General features: G+C 59.1%; 20 protein-coding genes. 15 read left to right on the forward strand and 5 right to left on the reverse strand.

What is annotated here, in order from left to right:
• The first annotated feature begins 4 nt into the window (after positions 1-4).
• The 10 genes from plsY to LAO20_06570 all read left to right on the forward strand — a co-directional run bounded on the left by plsY (position 5) and on the right by LAO20_06570 (position 13,475).
• Entirely contained in the window at positions 5-643 is a 639-nt protein-coding gene (gene plsY / locus LAO20_06525; GenBank protein ID MBZ5531066.1) for a glycerol-3-phosphate 1-O-acyltransferase PlsY, read from the forward strand.
• On the forward strand, positions 640-1,659 hold the full coding sequence (locus tag LAO20_06530) for an NAD(P)-dependent glycerol-3-phosphate dehydrogenase (GenBank protein ID MBZ5531067.1): 1,020 nt from the start codon (positions 640-642) through the stop codon (positions 1,657-1,659). Before plsY ends, LAO20_06530 begins: the two co-directional genes overlap by 4 nt.
• A gap of 79 nt (positions 1,660-1,738) precedes the next feature.
• Complete coding sequence (locus LAO20_06535; protein MBZ5531068.1) at positions 1,739-1,924, forward strand: hypothetical protein; 186 nt, start codon at positions 1,739-1,741, stop codon at positions 1,922-1,924.
• Complete coding sequence (locus tag LAO20_06540; protein ID MBZ5531069.1) at positions 1,909-2,193, forward strand: type II toxin-antitoxin system RelE/ParE family toxin; 285 nt, start codon at positions 1,909-1,911, stop codon at positions 2,191-2,193. Before LAO20_06535 ends, LAO20_06540 begins: the two co-directional genes overlap by 16 nt.
• Positions 2,194-2,323: 130 nt before the next feature.
• A complete protein-coding gene (locus LAO20_06545; protein MBZ5531070.1) occupies positions 2,324-4,126 on the forward strand; it encodes an HD domain-containing protein in 1,803 nt (600 codons plus the stop codon).
• Between the two features lie 73 nt (positions 4,127-4,199).
• Positions 4,200-5,150, forward strand: coding sequence for a signal recognition particle-docking protein FtsY (gene ftsY / locus LAO20_06550; protein ID MBZ5531071.1), 951 nt, complete (start codon positions 4,200-4,202; stop codon positions 5,148-5,150).
• Positions 5,151-5,425: 275 nt separating this feature from the next.
• The gene (gene ribD, locus LAO20_06555; GenBank protein ID MBZ5531072.1) at positions 5,426-6,661 is read left to right on the forward strand and encodes a bifunctional diaminohydroxyphosphoribosylaminopyrimidine deaminase/5-amino-6-(5-phosphoribosylamino)uracil reductase RibD; all 1,236 of its coding nucleotides are present in this window, start codon (positions 5,426-5,428) and stop codon (positions 6,659-6,661) included.
• 304 nt (positions 6,662-6,965) lie between these two features.
• Positions 6,966-7,622 (forward strand): riboflavin synthase, encoded by a 657-nt coding sequence (locus LAO20_06560; protein MBZ5531073.1) that lies wholly within the window; start codon positions 6,966-6,968, stop codon positions 7,620-7,622.
• Positions 7,623-8,586: 964 nt separating this feature from the next.
• Entirely contained in the window at positions 8,587-10,992 is a 2,406-nt protein-coding gene (locus LAO20_06565) for a cytochrome C peroxidase (protein ID MBZ5531074.1), read from the forward strand.
• Positions 10,993-11,234: 242 nt separating this feature from the next.
• Positions 11,235-13,475, forward strand: a complete 2,241-nt coding sequence (locus LAO20_06570) for a TAXI family TRAP transporter solute-binding subunit (protein MBZ5531075.1) — start codon at positions 11,235-11,237, stop codon at positions 13,473-13,475.
• 74 nt (positions 13,476-13,549) lie between these two features.
• Here LAO20_06570 and LAO20_06575 read toward each other — a convergent pair whose 3' ends face one another.
• Positions 13,550-13,759, reverse strand: a complete 210-nt coding sequence (locus tag LAO20_06575; protein ID MBZ5531076.1) for a hypothetical protein — start codon at positions 13,757-13,759, stop codon at positions 13,550-13,552.
• A gap of 135 nt (positions 13,760-13,894) precedes the next feature.
• Between LAO20_06575 and LAO20_06580 the strand changes: the two genes are divergently transcribed.
• Both LAO20_06580 and LAO20_06585 read left to right on the forward strand, forming a co-directional pair.
• Positions 13,895-14,764 (forward strand): neutral zinc metallopeptidase, encoded by an 870-nt coding sequence (locus tag LAO20_06580; GenBank protein ID MBZ5531077.1) that lies wholly within the window; start codon positions 13,895-13,897, stop codon positions 14,762-14,764.
• Between the two features lie 139 nt (positions 14,765-14,903).
• A complete protein-coding gene (locus LAO20_06585; protein ID MBZ5531078.1) occupies positions 14,904-15,539 on the forward strand; it encodes a hypothetical protein in 636 nt (211 codons plus the stop codon).
• Positions 15,540-15,751: 212 nt separating this feature from the next.
• Here LAO20_06585 and LAO20_06590 read toward each other — a convergent pair whose 3' ends face one another.
• The 3 genes from LAO20_06590 to tnpA form a co-directional block, all read right to left on the reverse strand.
• A complete protein-coding gene (locus tag LAO20_06590) occupies positions 15,752-16,072 on the reverse strand; it encodes a cytochrome c (protein ID MBZ5531079.1) in 321 nt (106 codons plus the stop codon).
• Positions 16,073-16,313: 241 nt separating this feature from the next.
• Entirely contained in the window at positions 16,314-17,420 is a 1,107-nt protein-coding gene (locus tag LAO20_06595) for a toll/interleukin-1 receptor domain-containing protein (GenBank protein ID MBZ5531080.1), read from the reverse strand.
• A 198-nt stretch (positions 17,421-17,618) separates the two neighbouring features.
• On the reverse strand, positions 17,619-18,062 hold the full coding sequence (gene tnpA, locus LAO20_06600; protein ID MBZ5531081.1) for an IS200/IS605 family transposase: 444 nt from the start codon (positions 18,060-18,062) through the stop codon (positions 17,619-17,621).
• 455 nt (positions 18,063-18,517) lie between these two features.
• Between tnpA and LAO20_06605 the strand changes: the two genes are divergently transcribed.
• Positions 18,518-18,829 carry a hypothetical protein gene (locus tag LAO20_06605; protein MBZ5531082.1) on the forward strand — a complete coding sequence of 104 codons (312 nt, stop codon included), beginning with the start codon at positions 18,518-18,520 and terminating at the stop codon, positions 18,827-18,829.
• A gap of 120 nt (positions 18,830-18,949) precedes the next feature.
• The gene (locus LAO20_06610; protein ID MBZ5531083.1) at positions 18,950-19,351 is read left to right on the forward strand and encodes a hypothetical protein; all 402 of its coding nucleotides are present in this window, start codon (positions 18,950-18,952) and stop codon (positions 19,349-19,351) included.
• 466 nt (positions 19,352-19,817) lie between these two features.
• Here the strand turns inward: LAO20_06610 and uvrC are convergent, their stop codons facing one another.
• Entirely contained in the window at positions 19,818-21,728 is a 1,911-nt protein-coding gene (gene uvrC / locus LAO20_06615) for an excinuclease ABC subunit UvrC (protein MBZ5531084.1), read from the reverse strand.
• A 406-nt stretch (positions 21,729-22,134) separates the two neighbouring features.
• On the opposite strand from uvrC, the gene LAO20_06620 reads away from it, so the two are divergent.
• Positions 22,135-22,866: an OmpA family protein gene (locus LAO20_06620; GenBank protein ID MBZ5531085.1), complete on the forward strand. Its 732-nt coding sequence runs from the start codon at positions 22,135-22,137 to the stop codon at positions 22,864-22,866.
• Positions 22,867-22,868 lie beyond the last annotated feature (2 nt).

The raw sequence follows: 22,868 nt of genomic DNA on the forward strand, positions 1-22,868 counted from the left end.
TCGGATGGCAATCCTGTACATCATCGTCGCCGTCGGCGCCTACCTGCTGGGGTCCATTCCCTTTGGCTACCTGCTGGTGAAAGTTTTTCGCGGGCAGGACATACGGGACACCGGCAGCGGGAACATCGGCGCAACCAACGTGGCTCGTTCCGGCGCGAAAGGTCTGGGCGCGGCTACGCTGGTTCTGGACGCGCTCAAAGGAACGCTGGCGGTGTGGATTGCCGGACTTCTCGCGCCTTCCAGCGACTCCGCGGCCATGCTCGCGGCTGTAGCGGCTCTGGCCGCGGTTCTTGGACATGTCTTCCCCGTCTGGCTGAAGTTCAAAGGCGGTAAAGGCGTGGCCACTGCCCTGGGCGTGTTCGTCATGCTCTTTCCCTGGGCCGTGCTGGTTTCGCTGGGAGTTTTTATTTTGATCGTACTGACCACGCGATATGTTTCCCTGGGATCGGTGCTGGCGGCCATCGCCTTTCCCATCGCCGCGTACTTGCTCGGCGCCAAAGACTGGCTGGCGCTGCTGCCGGTCTGCGCCGTGAGTTTGATCATTGTGATCAAGCATCATGAGAACATCCGCCGTCTGCTGAGCGGGACGGAGAGCCGCTTTGCTGTGGGCAAACCGGCTTCGGCCGGGGAGAAGACATCGTGAGCCGGATTGCCGTTATCGGCGCGGGAGCCTGGGGGACGGCGCTGGCCATCGTCGCGGGCCGGCGCGGCGACCATGAAGTCCGCCTGTGGGCCTTTGAGAAGGAAGTTTGCGAGTCCATCGCGCTGTCGCGCACCAACGCCGTATTCCTGCCCGGTTGCCCTTTGCCGCCGAGCGTCACCGCCACCAATGATTTGAAAGAAGCGCTCTCCGCGGCCGAAATCGTCGTCAGCGTGATGCCCTCGCACCATTGCCGGCGGACGTTTGAGCACATGGCGCAATGGCTGCTACCGCAGATGCTGTTTGTCAGCGCCACCAAGGGCCTGGAGAATGACACGCTGCTGCGCATGACCCAGGTGATCCAGGAAGTGGTGGGACGTTTTTGCAACTTTTCGCCCAGGATCGCCGCGCTGAGCGGGCCGTCATTTGCCAAAGAAGTTGCGGAGGGCAAGCCGACGGCGGTCACCGTGGCCTCCACCGACTATGCTCTGGCTGCGCGCGTGCAAAAAGAATTTAGCGATCCGCGCTTCCGCATTTACGTGAATGACGACCTCATCGGCGTGGAGTTGGGTGGCGCGCTCAAGAACGTGATCGCCATTGCCGCCGGCGTCTGCTACGGCCTGGGTACCGGGCACAACTCGGTGGCGGCGCTGATTACCCGCGGGCTGGTGGAGATCACGCGGCTGGCCGTGGCCTGCGGCGCCGAGCCCCAGACCATGTCTGGACTGGCCGGCATGGGCGATCTGGTGCTCACCTGCACCGGAGGGCTCTCTCGCAACCGCAGCGTGGGCGCTGCCCTGGGCGAAGGCAAGCGCCTGGAGGAAATCATGCGCGGCATGCACGGCATGGTGGCCGAAGGCGTACTGACTACCAATGCCGCCATTGGCTTGGCGAAAAAGTACGGCGTGGAGATGCCCATCACCGAACAGATGTATGCCATCCTGCACGACGGCAAATCCGCGCATGACGCCATCCGCGAACTGATGACCCGGCCGGGGAAAGCGGAAGACCGGTTCTAGAGACCGGATGTGGCGTACGCTTGCCAGTCAAAAATGGCGCTCATCGGCCCTAGTTGAGTGCTATTCTTAGAGTCAATCAATGACTGCCAAACAAGAAGTCCGATCCCTGCTAGAAAAGTTGCCTGACGACTGTTCTCTCGAGGACATCCAGTATCATCTCTACGTGCTGGAGAAGGTCCGTCGTGGACTTGATGACGCGCAGGAGCACGGTACCATTCCGCAAGAAGAAGTTGAATCTCGCTTGAGCAAATGGCTCACAGAGTAGTCTGGTCTTCCCGCGCGGTTGCTGATGTAGAAGCAATTGCTACGTACATAGCCCTCGATTCTGCTGCATACGCAAGAGCTGTTGTCAAACGTATCGTCAACGCAACACGCAATCTTTCCAGGTTTCCCAAGGTGGGCCGCGAGGTGCCCGAATTCCATGACCCCAAGGTCCGTGAGGTGTTCGCCTACAGCTACCGCATTATTTACGAGGTCGGTGATCGTGAAGTTGTGATCGCTGCAGTAATTCACGGGAAACGTGATTTGGGTTAAGAGCCGACCCGTCTGTGCCCAGCTAACTCTCAAGGTACTTTTGTAACCGCACATCGGTCCATTTTTGCGTCATTTTTCAGCTGATTTCAGCATACAATTCAAGGATAATTCCAGAGCACAGCCTGGCCGTATGAAGCTTCCATTACCGTCCAGAATCCCGATCATCTACGCGATTCTGCTCGTCCTGATCGCCGTGGGGGTGGTGCCCCTGTACCTCTACGCCACCAAAGTCATGGCCATCAACCGTGACACGCTGCAACGCAACGAACAATTGCTGCAGAACACGGTCACCAACACGCTGGCCCTGGCCATTGCCCAGCGGGAAAAAGAAATTCGCGGGAAGCTTTCTGATCTTTCCTATTCCGTGCTGGCCACTTCCGGCGGCGACCTGCGGGGCGCCCGGGTGGAATCAGCCGGCGTGCGCGGTCTGCTGCAGAACAGCATCAACGCGCCGGATTCCATTGTCCCCTACGCGCGCGTGGTCAACACTGAGGGCCGCGCCTCCTTTATCGGCACCATCGCCCCGGACGCGTTTCTGGAAAAGCAATTGGAGCACGGCCTGGCTGCCGCCCGTGACATGCGCGAGTACAACGGCGAGGCCATCGCCATTGGCTCCGGCAAACAGTCGCGCACGGTGATGGTGGTGAGCAAGCCGATTGTGGCGGACAGCCAGCAGTACGTCGGCGCGCTGGAACTGATCATTGACTTGAATTACATGGTGGAGAAGCTCAAGGAGTTCCGCGACCAGGGCGGCCTGGACACCTTTGTGGTGGACCGCAACGGCCGGCTGGTGGCTTCTCCCAGCATCCAGTACGCCACCGGCCAGGACATGAACTCCAACGACCTGGTGAAGAATTTTGTGGAGCAAGGCGCCAACGCCCGGGTTTCCGTCACCAACCAGTACACCCTGCAAGTGGGCAAAGCCAAGGTCCCCATGCTGGGCACTTACTCCTCCGTACCCAACCTGGGCTGGGCGGTGATAGCGCAAAAGACCCAGGACGACGCCTACATTGACATCATTGATATGCGGCGCGACGCCATCCGCTTTGCCTTGATCGCCATTGCCTTCAGCATTTTTGTCGGCATATGGGCGACGCGGCGCCTGACCACGCCGCTCAGCGTGCTGACCGAATCCAGCCGGGCCATTGCCGGCGGAGATTTCTCCCAGCGAGTGCACCTGAACAGCCGCACTGAATTCGGCGAACTGGCCCAGACCTTCAACAGCATGACCGACGACCTGGAGCGGTTTGTCGGCGACCTCAAGAAAGCCGCGGAAGAAAACCGCTCGCTGTTCTTGAGCTCCATCCAGATGCTGGCCGGCGCGGTGGACGAAAAAGACCCGTACACGCGCGGCCATTCTGACCGCGTCACCCGCTACTCCGTGCTCATCGCCACGGAAATGGGGCTGAAGGACGAAGACATTGACAAGATCCGCATCTCCGCCCAGCTCCACGACGTAGGCAAGATCGGCATTGAAGACCGCATCCTGAAAAAACCGGGAGCGCTCACGCCGGAAGAATTTGAAGTGATGAAGACCCACACCACCAAGGGCGCGGCCATTCTTCGTCCGGTTGAGGCGCTGCGGGACATGCTGCCGGGCATCGAATTGCACCATGAGTCGCTCGATGGACGCGGCTACCCGCACGGGCTCAAAGGCGACCAGATCCCGCTCATGCCGCGCATCATCATGGTGGCGGACACCTTTGATGCTATGACCACCAACCGTCCCTACCAGGCGGCCATGGACCCGGAATACGTGATTCGCATCATCAACTCGCTGGCGGCCACCAAGTTTGACCCGCACGTGGTCAGCGCCATGACCAAAGTCTTTGAAGGCGGCAAGCTGCGCATCCATCGCGCGGCCGTGGTCACCGGTGAACAGGCCGCCGCGACGACGGGAGCTGTTGTGACCATTCCCGCAGAGCCGCTGTAAGCCTGGCCCAAGGCCCCACCCGCTATAATCAAAGGTTCAGCAGAAGCTTCTGCGCCGGACCACATATAACCACATGATCCAGACCCTTTTTGGAGGCTCCGAGCCCTCGTTTCTTGACCGCATGAAGCAGGCGGTCACGCGCACGCGCGAGAACCTGAGCGAACGCATTGATGAAGCGCTGGCTTTCACCAAGGAAATTGACCGCAGCACGCTGGACGAACTGGAAGCCATCCTGATCACCGCCGACCTGGGCAGCAAGACCACGCAGGAAATCCTGGGCAAGCTGCGGGAAAAAGCCGATCGCAAACAGATCAAAGACGCCGGCGAGCTGAAGCGGCTGATCAAAGAACAGATTCTGGCCATCCTGAACGCCACGCCGGCCCGCGAAGGCCTAGCAGCCGTTGGCGAGACACAAGTGATCATGGTGGTGGGCGTGAACGGCACCGGCAAGACCACCACCATCGGCAAGCTGGCGCATGCTCTGCGCGCCGAGGGCAAGAGCGTGCTGCTGTGCGCGGCGGACACATTTCGCGCCGCGGCCATTGAACAACTTGAAGTCTGGGGGTCGCGCACCGGAGTGGAGGTCATCAAGACCAAGGCTGGGGGCGATCCTTCCGCCGTACTGTTCGACGCGCTGAGCGCGGCCAAGGAACGCAAGATGGACTATGTGATCGTAGATACGGCGGGACGCCTGCACACCAAGACCAGCCTGATGGCCGAACTGGAAAAGATGAAGCGCACCGCGCAACGCATCATCCCCGGAGCACCGCACGAAGTGCTGTTGGTGATGGACGCGACGACGGGCCAAAACGGTTTGCAGCAAGCCCGCCTGTTCACCGAGTCCGTGGGCGTGACCGGAATCGTGCTGACCAAGCTGGACGGCACGGCCAAAGGCGGCGTGGTGGTGGCCATCTCGCGCGAACTGGGCATGCCCGTCCGCTGGGTGGGCGTGGGAGAAAAAGTGGGCGACCTGCTGCCTTTCAACGCCGAAAGTTTTGCGGAGTCGTTGTTTGCAACTGTGTAAATGATAAATGTTTAGGGCGCCAGGATATTGGATTGGCCGCTAGTGATCCACACGAGACTTTAGTCGCAGGTCGACACGATAACGCGACGAAGACCGAAGATTGAATGTCGTCGTGAAAACGCTCTGACACAGCATTGACAGCAGAAACATTCTCGGGGTCCTTCGACTCGCCTTTTATCCCGCGCTGCGGGACTCAGGCTCGCTCAGAATGACAGAGTGGGGTGGGAATTGGGGAACAGGGCAGTCCAGTACCGGGAAGCGCATTTTCCCGAGCTATGAACTTCACCGAAAAAGACGAACACTTCATGCGCCAGGCGCTGCTGCTGGCGCGCCAGGGCGTGGCGCTGGCTTCGCCCAACCCGCGCGTGGGCGCGGTGGTGGTCAGCGGCAGTGGTGAAGTCGCTGGCTCCGGCTTTCATACCTATGACGGCGTGAAGCATGCAGAGGTAATCGCCCTTGAACAAGCCGGCGCCAAGGCGCGCGGGGGCACACTGTATCTGAACCTTGAGCCGTGCAGCCATCAGGGACGCACGCCTCCTTGCGCGGACGCGGTGATCGCCGCAGGAATCAGCCGCGTGGTCGCGGCCATGGCCGATCCTAATCCGCAAGTCGCCGGCCAGGGGTTCGCCAAGCTGATCAATGCCGGCATTCAGCTTGAAGTTGGACTGATGGAAGGCGAAGCCCGCAAATTGAACGAGGCCTTCGCCAAATACATTCTCACGCGGCTGCCGCTGGTCACGCTGAAGTCCGGCATGACGCTGGACGGCAAGATTGCGGGGCCGCAAGGCAGCTCGGTGAACTCACCCCAACACGCGAAGCGCGTGCCGGGGACCCCGGTGAACGCGCCAATGCATGAACCCAGCGGCGCGATCGCTTGGATCACCAGCGAACAGGCGCGGGCCCACGTGCAGGAACTGCGCCACGAGTCGGACGCGATCATGGTGGGCGTGGGCACAGTAATCGCCGACGATCCCCTGCTCACCGACCGCACCGGGCTGCCCCGGCGGCGCGGGCTGCGGCGCGTGGTCCTGGATTCGCGGCTGCGTTTGCCGCTCGACTCGCGCGTGGTCAAGACGGTGAAAGATGACGTGCTGGTCTTGTGTTCTTTCGCGGAAGAAAAGAAGAAGCGTGAACTGGAAGCGCGCGGGGTCCGCGTGGAGCAGGTAGCGCTGGGAGGCGCCGATGGCCGGCCCGACCTCCACAAGGCGATGGCGCGGCTGGGTGAACTGGAAATCACCAGCGTGCTGGTGGAAGGCGGCGCGTTGCTAAACTGGGCAGCGCTGGCTGCGGGAGTCGTGGACAAGGTGTTCTTCTACTACGCACCCAAGATTCTGGGAGGCCCGGGCTCAGTTCCTTTCGCCACCGGAGCTGGGTTCCGCCACCTGAGCGAAGCCGCGCTGGTGAAAAACATTGTGTTGCACCGCTTTGGCGAGGACTTTGCGGTGGAAGGGTATCTGCGCGATCCTTACTCCGCGGCATTGACCTCAACGGACGCAAAGGACGCGAAGTAACAAAAGATTCACCGCAGAGAACGCAGAGAGAATTGGCTGTCGTGCAGATAAAGCGCAGATTGTAACAATTTGAAAAAGCATTGACCGCAACGGACGCAAAGGGCGCGAAGTAGCAAAGGATTCACCGCGGCAGAAGATTCACAGCGGCAAGATTCACCGCAGAGAGCGCAGAGCGAATGGGCTGTCAGGATCGCGATGCATCGTCAATAATTGGTGACCGGCAATCGGCGACAGGCGACCGCTCGGCACTTTCTTGAGAGTACGAGCGAGCTGATAGTGCTAGCGAACTTTTTGAGGCGACCAGATGTTTACAGGTCTGATCCAGGAAACCGGACGCATTGCCGGCATTGAGCAGGCGCCGGTCAGGGGTGGCGGCTCGCTCACGCGCATCAACGTCATTGCTTCGAGCGTGCCGGGCGAACTCAAGAAAGGTGACAGCGTTGCCGTAAGCGGAGTATGCCTGACCGCGGTGGAAATTCGCGGCAATGGATTTTCCGCCGACCTGGCGCAGGAGACCGTGCAGCGCACCTCGCTGGGCAATTTGCAGCAAGGCTCGCTGGTCAACTTGGAGTTGCCCGCGCGCGCCCAGGACAGGATGGGCGGCCATGTTGTCCAGGGACACGTGGACGGCGTGGGCCGGCTCATCGGCCTGGAAAAGATCCGTGATCGCGAAGACTGGCGGCTGGTGGTGGAGATTCCGCAGGAGTTGGCGCGCTACGTCGTGCCGCAAGGGTCCATCACTATCGAAGGCATCAGCTTGACGGTGGCAGCGATCCACGCCGGGAAAGTGGAGATCGCCATCATCCCGCACACCTACCAGGCAACCAACCTGCACGCGTTGCGCGTGGGCGATCCGCTGAACGTGGAAGTGGACGTCCTGGCGAAATACGCCGAGAAGATGATGCGGACGAGCGCGGGCGGAAAGCTCACCGTCGCGGAGTTGATCAAGCAGGGCTTCTAAAAAAACTTCTTCTAAGAAAAGCTGTTCCAATAAAAATCAGCACAGCCAGGTTCGACTGTGCTGATTTTGGGGGTTGGCTGCGTCCCCGAGTGAAGCAGGCCCGCGTGGGACAATCACGCCGGGTCTCACAAAAATCCATGGCTCCTATTCAGCAGCCTGATGATTCGGCAAGCCTATTGGCTTAATCTGGCAGCAACCGCCTGCCGCGGCGGCACGCTGCGGAGCGTTTCGATTGCCCGGCGCCGGTTAGACACTCGCGTTCGCCAAGAACGCATAGAGCAGGGCCACACCCACTGCGGCCAGGATCCTCATCCAGCCGGCTGCCGCATTCTTGTTCTCGATATACCTCATGTCCTGCATAACATTCCCCTTCCATCCGGAAGTAATTTGCCCTTGGGGGAAAGGTCCTCACTTGTCAACCAAGCTTGAACCAGGGCCATCATGTCGCCCGATTTCGCAGAAAAGGATTAGAGGGGAGTTAAATTCCTTAATGAACTCCAGAGATTCACCGGACTGGGGTGATGTCCGGAGGGAGTTCTGCTATGCGGGTCCAACATCGCACGGCGATATACCTTTGATCGCTAAAAACTCTAAGTGCGATTGTTAGAAACTTTAATGCCAGTTTAATCACATTCCAAGTCAGCGGACGCACACTGGCCACGAATCGACGGGTGGATGCTTCCGGATCACCCCGCGCGAGATCCTATCTCCACGGATTGTTCCCGGCCAGGCATCACACAAAAATTTTAGGACTCCCCCGCGCGTCGTTGATGAGCGGCGTGTGGATTGGCGACGAAAGCCACGAGCAAGACTGGTACCGGGCCCCGCAGTATACGTGTGTTTAAGGTAAGACCAGTTTTCTTCCTGGCTCCTGTGCAAAGGGCCGTTTGGCGGCAATGGAACCGCCATCCGGGAAAAGGCCCAGCAAGGTGCGCCGATCGTGGAGCACTTAGGAGCGACACAAATGATGTCCCAAGGCAACTTGAGAAAACTGTTCTTCCTGGTTTTCGCAAGCTACACAATCGCGATGGTCGGCTGCGGTTTCCAGCCTTCTTCTTCCAACTCAAAAACTGTTACAGCCTCAACCGGTAGCGGGAATTCTGCGATAGCTCCTGGCAACCCCAGTGGCAGCTCCAATGCGGGCGGCAACCAGCACACCGGCAATAACGGCGGCGGTGGCAACTCTGGTGACGACAACGGCGGCGGCAACGCTGGCGGCGGCAACGCTGGTGGCGGTAACGCTGGCGGTGGCAACGGCGGCGGCGGTAACGCTGGTGGCGGCAACGGCGGAGGTAATGCCGGTGGTGGTAACGCTGGTGGTGGTAACGCTGGTGGCGGTAACGCTGGCGGCGGCGACAACGGCGGTGGTAACGCTAGCGGCGGCTCTGGCTCCGGCGGAAATGGAGGAGGCGGCAATGCAAGTGGCGGCAATGGCGGTGGTGGTAACGCTGGCGGCGGCAATGGTGGCGGCGGCGACGACAATGGTGGTGGCGGCGGCGGCGGCAAAGGAAAAGGCGGCAACGGCGGCGGCGGCGAAGGAGGCGGTGGCGGCGAACGCAAACTGGCTTCGCTGAAGACCATCTCCGTTCCCGGCCCCACGGCCAGCGAATTGAGCAACGTGGTCTTTGACAAGCAGGCGACGATTGCTCTGGGCAAGGCGTTCTTCTGGGATATGCAGTTCGGCAGCGACGGCATGACGGCATGCGCAACCTGCCATTACGGCGCCGGCGCCGATTCGCGCTGGCAGAACCAAATTGATCCCGGACTGCGGCGCGTGGACGGAAACGGCAACTCTTCGCCGGATTCCACGACCTTCAGCTCGCTCACTCCTCCAAATCACGCTCTGAAGGCTTCGGATTTCCCCTTCCACAAGCTCTCTGACATCAGCAACTCTGGTTCCGCGGTGCTGTCTGACAACAACAACATCGCCGGATCGCAGGGCGTGTACGACTACAAATTCAACGACGTCATTCTCGGCCAGGGAGCGGAGGATGAGACAGATGTCCCGGATGCCGTGTGGAACATCAGTTCCGGCGGCGCGCCGATGAACGTGCGGCGCAGCACGCCGCGCAACGCTCCTTCGGCCATCAACGCGGTGTTCAACTACCGCAACTTCTGGGACGGACGCGCGCAAGGCACTTTCAACGGCGTCAATCCCTTTGGCCTGGGAGACCCCAATGCCCGCGTTCTGCAGACAGACTCCGGCGCTGCCAACGGCTTCAGCCCGGTGGCCCTGCGTTTGTCGAACTCAGCCCTGGCTTCACAGGCAGTTGGACCTCCGGGAAGCGACGTGGAAATGTCGGCGACCGGGCGTCCGTTCGTGAAGATGGGCAAGAAGATGCTTTCGCTTCAGCCCCTGGCCCACCAGACAGTCGCAGCCGATGACAGCGTCCTATCGAGTCTGAGCGCTGCTCCCGGCCTGGGTCTGAGCACGACTTACGTGGACATGGTGAAAGCTGCCTTCCAGCCCAAATGGTGGGACTCCAACGCGGTGGTGGACGCCAGCGGCAACTTCCTGCACACCGGAACGCCGCAGAACACCAGCGAGTTCTCTCTGATGGAATACAACTTCTCCATGTTCTGGGGAGTTGCCGTCCAGATGTATGAAGCTACCCTGGTTTCCGACAATTCACGCTTTGACCAGTTCATGGAAGGACGCTCTAGCGCTCTCAACGCTCTGGAACAACGCGGGTTGAATCGCTTCACCGGCAAAGGCGGCTGCAGCAACTGCCATAACGGCGCTGAGCTGACTGATGCCACCGTCTCCAACGTGCTCTCCCACGGCAGCGTGGTTGAGAAACTGCCCGGCGGCACCTGGCATGACATTGGGTTCCACAACATTGGACTGCGGCCGACCACGGACGACATGGGTCTGGCTGCCGGCGATCCTTCCGGATTGGCTTCCCTCTCTGTGGCTGCCATGGCTTCCCAGGGACTGGTCTCCGGGACGCCGGTGCCTCAAGGTGCGGCGGTGAGCGTGCGCGGCGCGGTCAAGACGCCCGGGCTGCGTAACATCGAACTCACTGGCCCGTTTTTCCTGAACGGCGGCCAGGCAACTTTGACCCAGGTGGTGGAGTTCTACAGCCGCGGCGGGGACTTCCCTTCCGCTGATGTGGACCCCAATCTGGAACGGGCAGGCTTTAGCGCAGACGATATGGCTGCGGTGGTGGCCTTCCTGAAGTCTCTGACGGATGAGCGCGTACGTGCCCAAAGCGCGCCATTTGATCACCCATCGCTGGTCGTACCCAACGGCATGGTGATGGTGAATGGCGCGATGACGGAACAGACGATCACGATTCCGGCCACAGGCGCCAGCGGCGGCACCGCCCTGCCCAAGTTCTGCCAGAACATTGGAGCTGCCTGCGACTAAGAGAAGAGAAGCGACTCGACACGCGACTCAAACAAGTTTGTACCACTTGTTGTATTTGAACACTTGGAAAGGCCGCCGCAAGGCGGCCTTTTTCTCGGTGGAGTCCAATTCCAGGGAAGTTGGCTTTTAGACGAACGTAACATGCAGGCCGATGTCGTCTCTTGCCAGTTTCTGTCGTTTCGGGCCAGTTGAATGATGGCAGGTTTCGCAGTAGGATCACGATCTTTTCAAGGAAAGTCAGCGTGTTTAACGTTCTCGCACGAGCATCTTCTTCGCAGTCCTGGACAAACCTGCAGCACCAGCGGGCAACAAAGGTCGTAAACGTTGCCGCCCACTCGTCGGCTGCGCATTGGGCCGCGCGTATGTTGCTCGCCTTTGTTGTAGTCGCTGGACCAGTCACCCCCGTCGACACACAGGAAGCCCCACAGACATTCCGGCTGGCGTCGGGCCAGGAAACCGGAAATTACTACCGGCTCAGCCGCGCATTCCGCGAACGGGCGCTGGAGCACAACCTGGACGTTCAAGTTCTGCTCACCGGCGGGTCCCTGGACAACGTGAAGCTGTTGGAGAACGGGCAAGCTGACTTTGCCCTGGTTCAAAGCGATATTGCTTTGCGCGCGCTCAAAGGCCACAAGCCGTTCGACTTGCCGGTAGAGCACCTGCGGCTGGTGACACCGCTTTCTACCGAGGCGGTGCAGATTCTGGTTCGCTCTGATCTTTACATTTTCACCACAGCCGAGCTACGAGGAAAGACTGTCTCCCTGGGGCCGAAAGGCAGTGGCACGGAGCTCACGGCGCGGGCGATTCTGGAAGCTTCAGGCGTTGGCGTGGAAGAAGCCAAGACCAAGTATTCGCCAACGGACAAAGTCAACGACGAACTCAAGGAAGAAGAAATTGACGTGGCCTTTCTCAGCAGCTCAGTGCCGACTCCTGCGGTGGCCCAGGCGTTGCGCGAGCGCGAGGGGCGCCTGCTCGTTCTGGAAAGCCGGGTGATTGAACGGCTCGCCAGCAGCGGCAGCTACTTTGAAACGGTGATTCCCAAGCACACCTATCCCAACCAAATGGAAGAGTTGCCCACCATCGGTGTGCAGGCCCTGGTGCTCACTCGCGATGACGTTGACCCTGCGCTGGTGTCCCGTGTGCTGCAAACACTGCAGTCAGAAAGAAAAGAGATTGAACGCAGCGCTGGGGTGCGGATGGATCTGATCGGGATCCTGCCGCTCAGCCAAAGTTTTCCCATTCACCCGGGCAGCCGCCCATGGTTGCGGAACGCCGGCAATAACCAGGCCCTGGTCCTGATCACCATTGCTCTGGCGTTTGCTTTCTGCGTGGTGGTTTTCATCAAACAACGCCACATTCGCCGCTCCATGGCGGTCCACGGCGAACTCCTCCTGGGCGTTCTCACTCTGGCGCTAGTGTGGTTGCTCAGTTCCACGGGACTCTACTACTTTGAACGCAATTTCAATGAGAACTTTTCAACTTTCCCCAAGGCGGTGTGGTCCATGCTGGTGTACGTCTCCGGGGGATTTCAGTCGCGAAGCCCGGTGACGCACGGCGGAGAAGTAGTTTCGGTGTTTGCCATCGTGGTGGGCGTGGGGGTGGTCGCCTGGTTCACCGCGCAACTCGCCGGGCATTTTGTGACCGCCAAGCTGGAAGGACTGGAGAATTTTCTGTTAGGGAGAAATCGCGTGCCTGCAAACCTTGAGAACCACATCGTCATCATCAACTGGGACCATCGCATTGAGAGCATGGTGGAACAGCTCCACGGTCCCGACTTCAAGGACAAAAAGAAAATCATTGTGATTGCGGAAGAGCGAGTCAGCCTTCCTGACCGGCCTGAATTTGAGTCCTGCATCCTGACCGTGGGAAACCCCATGGATAAGCGGGTCCTCACCGATGCGCGAGTGCAACGGGCCCATTCCGTCACAATTCTGTCTTCCTGGCCCAACCTGGACGCGGCGGAAAGACGAAGGATGCTGGACCCTGACGCGGCGGACGCGCGCACTGTCCTGACCATTCTTGCCATCAGGACCTTAGACGGGCAGCTCCCCTCCAACGCGGCGGTTCCCATCACGGCGGAGATCCGTTGCAGCAAGAATTCTGATGCCGCCGAGAGCGCCGGACGGGGCGGCCCAACTGAGATCATCTGTGTGGAAAGATTCGGAGCCAATCTTCTGACGCAGTGCGCCCTGACTCCCGGTCTGGTTTCTTTGTATGAGGACTTGCTGAGTTTTGCCCCGGGCACTGACGAGATCTACAAAATCCAGTTGCCTGAATGTTGCGTAGGGATGAGTTTCAGCCAGGTGCTGCGTTATTTTTCTGACCGGAGATCTTCCAAGGGCCACGCCGTAATTCCCATCGGCATTGCGCGGGAGGGCAAAGTGTACCTCAACCCGGGAGAATCCGACAGCGGCATTGGCAGCCTGCGTAACCAAGATTCATTGTTTGTGATTTCAGACCACGAGCACAGCCACAGCGATTGAGCAGCCCCGGAGCGCAGTCCAGCTTCCGGCTGATGGCCAAGTCAGCGGCTAGGCAGAATGGCCCGGCGGCAGCGCTAGAGGATGTTGAACAGTGCTTCGTCCACGGCTTTTTCTTCAGGACGGCACTCGTGCCCGTCAAAGTCAGCCTGAAGCTGCGCTTTGGCACGGTCAGAATCGTGCAGGTTTTCCGTGCGGGTACGGAACGCCAGCTTGCAGACGTCACAATACGCCGTGCTGGGCGTGGCGCCGATAAAGCGTACGATCTTGAGGTTGCGCTCGGGCATCACTCCATGATTGCAGGCGCTGATTGTCGCCGTCAAATCATTTCGTCAGCCGCGGGTTGTACTGGCAGGTTGGCTGAACGCTTCGCCGATGTAAAATAGCCGCCTCAGCAAGCCACACGAATGAGTGGAGGGCGCATGAAGTGGACACCAGGCGGGACCAGTGAGGATGTAGAGGATCGCCGTGATGAAGGCTCCGGCGGCGGAGGCGGCGGCTTCGGTGGGTTCGGCATGCCCCACATCGGCATTGGCGGCATCATCATCCTGCTGATCCTCAGTTTCATCTTCAAACGCAACTTGTTCACGCTTTTGGGCAGTGGCGGCCCAGCTCCCAGCGCCGCGGTCAACCGGCCGGTCCCTGACCCGCAACGCAATGCGGCCCAGCAGCCCACGGTCCAGTTTGTTTCATTCGTCCTGGATGACGCACAAAAAACCTGGACACAGATTCTCTCCAGCCAGGGTCTTCCCTATCGCCACGCCAAGCTGGTTCTTTTCCGCAACGCCACCTACTCAGGATGCGGCTCAGCCCGCGCTTCCACCGGGCCGTTCTATTGTCCGGCCGACGAGAAGATCTACATTGACCTGGATTTTTACGACGAACTCAAAAGCCGCTTCGGCGCTCCAGGACAGTTCGCCCAGGCTTACGTGCTGGCCCACGAGCTGGGCCATCACATCCAGAAGCTGACCGGCGTGGAAAGCAAAGTCCAGCATTTACAAGAGCAGAACCCGGGTTCGAAAAACACTCTTTCCGTGCGCCTGGAGTTGCAGGCTGATTGCCTGGCGGGGGTCTGGGCGCACTCCACCGAGCAGCGCAACCTGCTGGAACGCGGTGACGTGGATAGCGCCATCGGCGCTGCTGCGGCCGTGGGTGACGATCGCTTGCAAAGCCAGGCCACCGGCCATGTCAGCCCGGAGACCTTCACGCACGGCAGTTCGGCGCAGCGGACGCAGTGGTTCAAACGCGGCATGGATGGGGGCACCATCCAAGCCTGCAACACGTTCCAGTAAGCCCGACCCAACGCTGGTTTCGTCGGCCAACGGGCGGACGAGGCTGAACGCTGCCGGTGATCCAGGTCACAGTCACGCAGTCGCCCAAAATGAGATAAGATCGGGAGCCAGGAAGTGCTGTGACGGCTGAGGTGGTGCTATGAATCTCCGTCGATTTAACGCTGCATTGGTTTTTGTTGCGCTCGCCCTGACATCATGTTCCCAACCGTCGCAACCCAGCGGCGAAACCAAGACATCCACTCCCGCCAAAGAGGCCGCGTCGCCCGCAGGTCCGGTGACGGGCAAGGCCGCCTTTTGGGAGATTGCAAAGTCTGCCCACAACTGGGCCCGGGACATGACTCCCCTGGCTCTGAAGAGCGGCACAGTTCCGGACATGAAAAACGATGGCGGCAAGGCGGCGATGTGGACCGCCACTTTAGCTTCGCCCAGCAAGCATGAGGCCCGTATCTTCACTTACTCGGCGGCCAGCCACGCGCCGGACATTTACAAGGGCGTCACCATCGGCAACCCAATTCCCTGGAGCGGTCCGACCAGCGCAGCCCTGCCTTTCCAGACCTCTGACGCTGATCTTGCCGTGGACTCTGACGCAGCGTACAAAACAGCGTCCGAACATGCGGCCAAATGGCTGAAGCAACATCCCGACCAGGAGTTGACCATCGCCCTGGGCAATTCTTCGCGTTTTTCGGGTGCGGTGTGGTACATGCAGTGGGGCGACAAGAAAACTGGCTACGCCGTCTATGTGAATGCCAAGACCGGCGCAGTGGAGAATAAATAGACGAGGGTTAAGAACCGAGTCTGCGGCGGATGTTCAGGCGTCCCGGCGAAGCACCGATGGTCGCAAAACAGAAGGCACAGCGGGGACCCGTGCCATCGCCTCTGACTGTCGGCGATGATGTCCGCTCCGTGCCTCTGGAGTGATTCTGGTATTCGGCGGAAAACTGTTGGCCGTAAGACTGCGCTTATTTCGAGCTGCTTATTTCAAGCTGTTTACTTCAACGTCCGGATGTATTTGATCAAGTCCTTGATCTGGTCGGCGGTAAGCTTCTTGTCGAAAGCCGGCATCTTGTTCTTGCCCTTGGTGGTGACTTCAATCCAATCGGCGTCTTTTTGCTTGGCAACGTCCGGAGACTGGAAGTCTTTCGCGCCCATGGTGGCTCCGGCTTTCGAGGCCTTGCCGTCGGCGCCGTGACACATGGCGCACTTGGATTTGTACAGAGCGGCCGCGTCGTCGGCGTGGGCGGGCATGGCCGCACCGGCTACCAGCGCGGCGGCGGCGATCATCATGGCAAATTGGGAAACTTTCTTCATTGATTCCTCCTGTAAGGATCTCTCTTGTACGTCATGTTTCCTTTGCGTCGTTTTTCTGTGCTTTATCGGATCCTATATAGAATAACGCAGGAATTGAAAGAAAGTTGTGTGATGGGAATCACAAGGGCGTGATCGGAAAACCAAGGGCAGGGGATTTCACCGCAGAGGACGCAGAGGTCGCAAAGGAGGACACGGCCAAAGGCAACGCTGGAGGTGCGACGTAGGCGATGTCGGCGATTCTTCACAGCTTCCCCTTCGGAGGCTTTTCCCGCGCGCCCTCATCCGCCCGCAGCGCCCTGATCAACTTTTCTACCTGCGCATCGAACTTCCCGCCCGTGCCGCTCTCCGCGAAATCCGCAGCCAGCCGACGCCGGATCTGCGCCTGATAGCCGGGCTTCGAGTTGCACTTGTCGCTGAAGAGATAGCCGTCCAGGTTGAGCGGAACCAGCACCTGCACCTTGGCACCGCGTTCTTTCATGAGTTGCTGTTCTTTCTCAAAGGCCGTCCCAATTTCGTTGTCCACCCACCAACTGGTGAGGGAATGCTCTGAGCAACACAGCAGCATCTTGTCCCACAGCCGGATGCCCCGGTCAACTTCGTGGTAAATGTCATCGCCGGGCAGGAGTTGGTGTTCGTCCAGCCAGCAGCGGACGCCCTGCCCCTGAAGAGTGTCATGGAGTTGCCGGGCAAAGGCCTTGTCTGCGTGGCTGTAGCTGATAAAGCACGAGTAAAACTCAATGGGCGACATGGCCGCCACAAGCGACTTGATCTGGGCGATGAAAGGCTCTGGAACGCCAGCCCCGCGCAGGAAGACTTCCGGGATATTTCCGCCGGAACGGTAGATTGTGTCAATGCCGATGGTGGATGGGCCAAGATGGGCGACAGTCTCTAAGCCCTTACATCGACTCAAATCGACGTTTCCGAGCTGAGTCGTTTCCATCCTGCAATTGCTAAAGTCCGCCTCGCCGAGCTCTGCCCCGGTGAGATTTGCCGCACGGAGGTCTGCTTTGTTGAGGTTCGCCCCGTGGAGGTCTGCAAAATTGAGGTTCGCCGCGCTGAGTTGGGCTCCGCAGAGTTTCGCACGGCTGAGGTCCGCCCTGAAGAGAATTGCCCCTTGAAGTTCCGCCCCACTGAGGTTCGCCCGGCTGAGACCCGCTCCACGGAAGTGCGCCCAGGGAAAGTACGATTGTTGATAGCTCGTCGCGCTGAGATTCGCTCCGCTGAGGTCCGCCCAGTCGAGATCTGCATGGCTGAGATCCAGCCAAGTCTCAGGGTTCGCCTTGCGCCACTCGTTCCAGGCTTTGACTCCCTGCTCTCTGAGAATCTTGACTTGAGCTTCGTCGGCCACAGCTTCACCCCCTTGACGCTTTCAGTGGTACCCGGCTGCCAGAACATACTGTCGTTCTATTGTATTTGCTACATCTCCGAATCGACCTTCGGCGAACCACCATGCTTCAGCGCCGGAGAGCGCGAACGAGCCTAGCCCAGGTGCGGAAGCCCTGGGTAACGGTGGCACCAAAAGGCTCGAGCCCCGTAGGGCGCGACACTACCCAAATACGTACTTCGGATCAAACGGCACACCATGCTTTTTCAACAAAGAGATAAATTCGTCTTCAAAACTGATCTTGCGATGATGTGCTTCCTGGTTGTCAATGTACTTGATCACCGCTGCAACATTGGATGAACTCACCGCGAAGGCACCATATCCTTCCTGCCATGCAAAGCCCTTATTTTGATGCCTAATCCATTTTGAAGTATTGGACTTCACAAGAGTCACGGCGTTGGCCAACGTTACCGTAGGAGGCAATCGAAACAGCAGGTGGATGTGGTCTTCCATGCCGCCTACGGCAAACGTTAATAAATCATGGTTCTTGCACACCGCCGCCGTGTAGGCCCATAGTCGGGGTAGAAAGTCCCTAGGTAGGACTTTCTCGCGGTGCTTTGTGCTGAACACCAGGTGGATATGGTTTTGTGCGTAGCTGTGAGACATGTGTCGCCCCTCCGGGGCTCGTCATGTTACAACACGCTTACCCAGGGCTTGACCACCCCAGCAAGCCAAAACCGGGCTTGCCGGGGGCCCCGGTCCGCACCTGGGCTAGGCTCGTTCGCCCCGCCGGGGCTTCAATCACGCCGCTCACCCGCTCCCGCAAAGTGCCGGTGCCCCATTCTTGCTGAGAAGCCGGCTGTTGGTCTTGGCTTCGGCAGCAAGGGTAGGATTCGATAGCACATCCCGCAGCAGGCCAGCGCGCAGCGAAGCGGAGCGCGCACGATAATTCTGTGCCGCCCCTCCGGGGCTCGTCATTCTTTTGCACGCCTACCCAGGGCTCCCGCACCTGGGCTAGACTCGTTCGCCCTTTCAGGGCTGGCATGTCCTCGTTAAGATATTTGTTTTTCCTGTGAGATTATTCTTGACATTTCTCTAACTATCTCTAGCATTGATAGGGAATGAAGACCTATTCAACACGGCAGGCAGCTAAGATGCTCGGGCTCTCCGGAGTCGCGCTTGCGCATTACATTAAGGTCAAGAAGATTCCTGCCCCGCAAATACTGAGTATTGGAGGCAGAAACATCCACGCCTGGACTGAGGCCCAAATCGAACACGTCCGCAAGCTCCTGCCGAAGATCGCCAACGGCAGGAAAACCCGATACAAGAAGCAATCGGCAGTCAGCACTCAGCAGTCAGCCAAAACAAAAAAACAAAGAGCACAGGCAAGAGTGCCTGTGCCACACAAGCCTCGTAAAAAGAGGAAGAAGTAAAACACAAAAGCAGATTCCTCACCGCGAAAGCGGTTCGGAATGACAATTCACGCGGGCGGCGCCCGGTGCTTCTAACACCGAACGCGCCCTAACCAAAGTCGCCTACCGAAGGAGGCAACCATGGCTGTTCATAAAGCTAAACGCTCCAATCCTTTGGCGCAACCTCCGCGCCGCCGCCCGCCACACAGATCGGCCAAGCGCAAAACCAGAAAGCCCAAGCGCCGCTTCCCGGCCCTGCCCAAGCCCATCATCACCAAACGGGGCAAGACCACCATTCGCCGCTATGACAGCCGGCGCTTCTACCGCTTTGAAGAAGCCAAGGGCAAACCCGTGGACTACATTGAAGTATTCACCTGCGGTGAATACCATTCCCTCGACGTCCGTTTCCAGGACAAGACCACCATGCACTTTGTGATCGAGCCTTGCTTCATCCTGGAGACCGAGTATTCTGACTGGAAGACCGGCAACTGGCGTCCCATCAAGAAATGGCCGCTCATCCGCAGCGCGTCTTTCAATTCCTGAATTTCAACAATCCGCCGGGCGCGGCGCCTGCCCAGCACGCGAGGCGCGCAAGGTATTTAGGACGATGAACTATTTCGCACTTGATAAAGCGAATAAAATACGATATACTAGCGCCTAGCTTCTAGCCACTGGCAACTAGCTTAAAGGCAAGTCGCAAGAATCCGACCGCCCAGGCGGAATGTGATCTCAGATCCTTGACAATCGAAATACCAAAACAATGCAGATGCAGAGAATTGCGTTTTCAGGCAAACGACGTTAAGGTTTGCCAGACCAACGGGTTGGCTGGATTTTTACTCATCAGTAAACAGTTGGGTCACCGTTGGGTCGAATGGAATAAACCCTGTATTTGCAACACGCACCTTAGGGGAGGGGTGGGGGGTGGGATAATCAAGTGGTTATCGGCTCGGCGGTGAATACGTGGATGCACAGCCGCGGGCTAGGCTCGTTCGCCCCGCCGGGGCTCCCCTCACGCCCTCTCCCCCGCTTTTGCAAAGTGCTTCAACACCGCCTCCGCCTGCGCCTTGTTGAGCACTGCTCCCAACGCAGCCGCGCTGGCCTGTTGCACCGCGCGGACGCTCCCGAAATGTTGCAGCAGGCGCTGGCGGGTGCGTTCGCCGATGCCGGGGATGTCCAGCAGTTCTGATGCCCGGTCGCGCATCTGGCGGCGCTTGCGATGGAAGGTAACGGCGAAGCGGTGCGACTCGTCGCGCACCATCTGCACCAGGTGCAGCACGGGCGAGTGGCGGTCCAGCACCACCGGTTCGTCCTCCTGGCCGTACACGTAGATGACCTCCTCCTTCTTGGCGATGGACGCCAGCGGCTGGTTGGTAATCTCCAAGGACTCCAGCGCCGCAGCCGCGGCATGAAGCTGGCCCAGTCCGCCGTCAACCAGCACTAAGGACGGAAACGGCTTCTCTTCGTCACGCAGGCGCTTGTACCGGCGCGCGACCACTTCACGCATGGAGGCAAAGTCGTCCACGCCTTCCACCGTTTTGACGATGAACTTGCGGTACTCCTGCTTGTTCATCTTGCCGTCTTCCCAGACGACCATGGAAGCCACGGTCTCCGCGCCCTGTATGTGCGAGATGTCAAAGCACTCGATGCGCTTGGGAAGCTCGGGCAGGCCGAGCGCGTCCTGAAGGGCTTCCTGCGTGGCTTTGGCCGCGGGCTTCATCACGCGGAAACGCTGGTCATACGACTGCTTGGCGTTTTGCGCGGCCAGATCAATGAGCGACCGTTTTTCGCCACGCTGCGGGACCAGTATCTCAACCTTGCTGCCGCGCTTTTCCGTGAGCAGTTCTTCCAGTTCCGCGCGGTCTTCAAAGTCCACGGGGACGATGATGTCCCGCGGGACATATTGCTGGTCAATGTAAACCTGCTTGACCAGCGCGGAGAAGAATATGCCGGGCTGGAAGGAAGGACCTTGTGGAGCGTGGCCGCCCTCGGCCGCGCTAGGTGCATCTGCCGCAGGCGAGGGCGCCTGCGCTCCAATGCTCTCCGGTATCGCCAATTCCGGCAAATCTTCCCAGAAGAACTCTCGCCGATCGAGAATTTTCCCGCCGCGCAGATGGAACACGTTCACGGCCAGCATGTGGTTTTCAAAATGGTAGCCAAAGACGTCCTGATCGTCGCCTTCAACGGCAGCCATGCGCTGCTTTTCCTGAAGCTGTTCGACCGTGGAGATCAAATCGCGATAGCGCGCGGCCCGTTCATACTCCTGGTCTTGCGCGGCACGCTCCATGCGCCCGCGCAGCCCGCGCGAAAGATCGGTCTGGCGGCCTTCCAGCAACAGCTTCACGTCGCGCACCGCTTCGCTGTACAGCTCCGGCGTGGTCAGGTCTTTCACGCACGGCCCCAGGCAGCGCTTGATGTAGTACTGCAGGCACGGCCGCGGATGATAGCGCGTGAGATCAACTTTGCACGATGGCACCAGAAAATGGCGATGGATGAGATCAACAATGCGGTATGCCAGATTGCCGGGAAAATACGGCCCGTAATATTCGCTGCCGTCTTTCCGCAGGCGGCGCGTGACGTACACGCGCGGATAGCGCTCAGCCAGGGTGAGCTTGATGTAGGGATAAGTCTTGTCGTCGCGAAGCAGGATGTTGAAGCGCGGCTTCTTCTGCTTGATCAGATTGTTTTCGAGGGCCAGCGCTTCCTTGTTGTTGGCAACGACGATGTAGTCCACGTCCACGGCTTCGCGCAGCAGCGAACCGGTCTTGGCGTTGGCTTCGCCCACGCCTTCAGCAAAGTACGACCGGACGCGCGCGCGCAGGCTCTGGGCCTTGCCCACGTAGATGACCTCGCCCTCAGCGTTCTTGTAGAGATACACCCCGGGCTGTGTGGGGATGGTCCGGATTTTTGCCAGCAGATCCATGAAGTTCTATTTCACCACGGAGGCACGGAGACACGGAGAAGAATTAGGAATTGCCAAAATATCCAGGATCGAAAATTGCCGATTCTAAAGCCTTACTGCACCACTGATGAAAAGCGGCCTTGACAGCGTATTTCAATTTCGGCGATCTTTGGTAATCTTGGCAGTTATGGCAATCTTTATGGCCGGTTTTGGCAATTGGCCCTTCGGGTGAGTAAAATTTCCCTGGTTAGGTCGGGGGCCGGCTTGCGGGCCGCTTTACCAGAATGTCTGTAAACTGCTGTATTTTAACTAGTTAGGCTCGGTGGCGCAGAACGTACCTAATGGCATCTCAGTTGCTTTACTTAGATGCGTAGAATTTTATTCGCCGGCGACGTGCGCCGCGTGGGCTTTTAAGGAGCTTCCACCCATGAATTTGAAATCAAGTCTTTTGGTGCTGTTGGCAGGTGCGGGGCTGGTGTTGAGCGCCGGCTGTTCCACCAAGAATTACGTTCGGCAACAGAGCCAGCCGATTATTGACAAAACCAATCAGCTGGACGAGCTGACGGCCAAGAACAATCGCGACGTCCGCGACGTTGATGCCCGTTCGCAGCAAGGTATCCAGGGCGTGAACGCGAAGGCGGCAGAGGCTGACGTGAAGGCCGTGGATGCCCGCAATCGCGCTGACCAGGCCCAAACTCTGGCGACACAGGCGAATTCCCGCGTGGACTCCCTGGCCACCCAGGTGGCCAACCTGGACAATTACCGTCCGGTGCTGGAAACCAGCGTGCATTTTGCCTTCAACAAAGCTGACCTGACGGAAAAAGCCAAGTCTGCCCTGGACCAACTGGTGGCGGAAATTCCCAACACCAAAGGCTATCTGGTGGTGGTGGAAGGCGACACGGACTCCGTGGGCGGCGCGGCCTATAACTACAAACTGAGCGAGCGTCGCGCTGACGCCGTGGTGCAATACCTTTCCAACAAGAGCGTTCCGGCCCACAAGATCTTTATCGTCGGCCTGGGCAAGGACCATTTTACCGCTGACAACACAACGTCAGAAGGACGCGCGCAGAACCGCCGCGTTGACGTTCGTTTGATGACCAACAGCACGCAAGAATCACCAGCTTCTGCGCAAACTACCGCCCCTAACCCGGGCCGGTAAGT

The organism is Terriglobia bacterium (assembly GCA_020072815.1).
Lineage (GTDB): Bacteria > Acidobacteriota > Terriglobia > Terriglobales > Acidobacteriaceae > Angelobacter.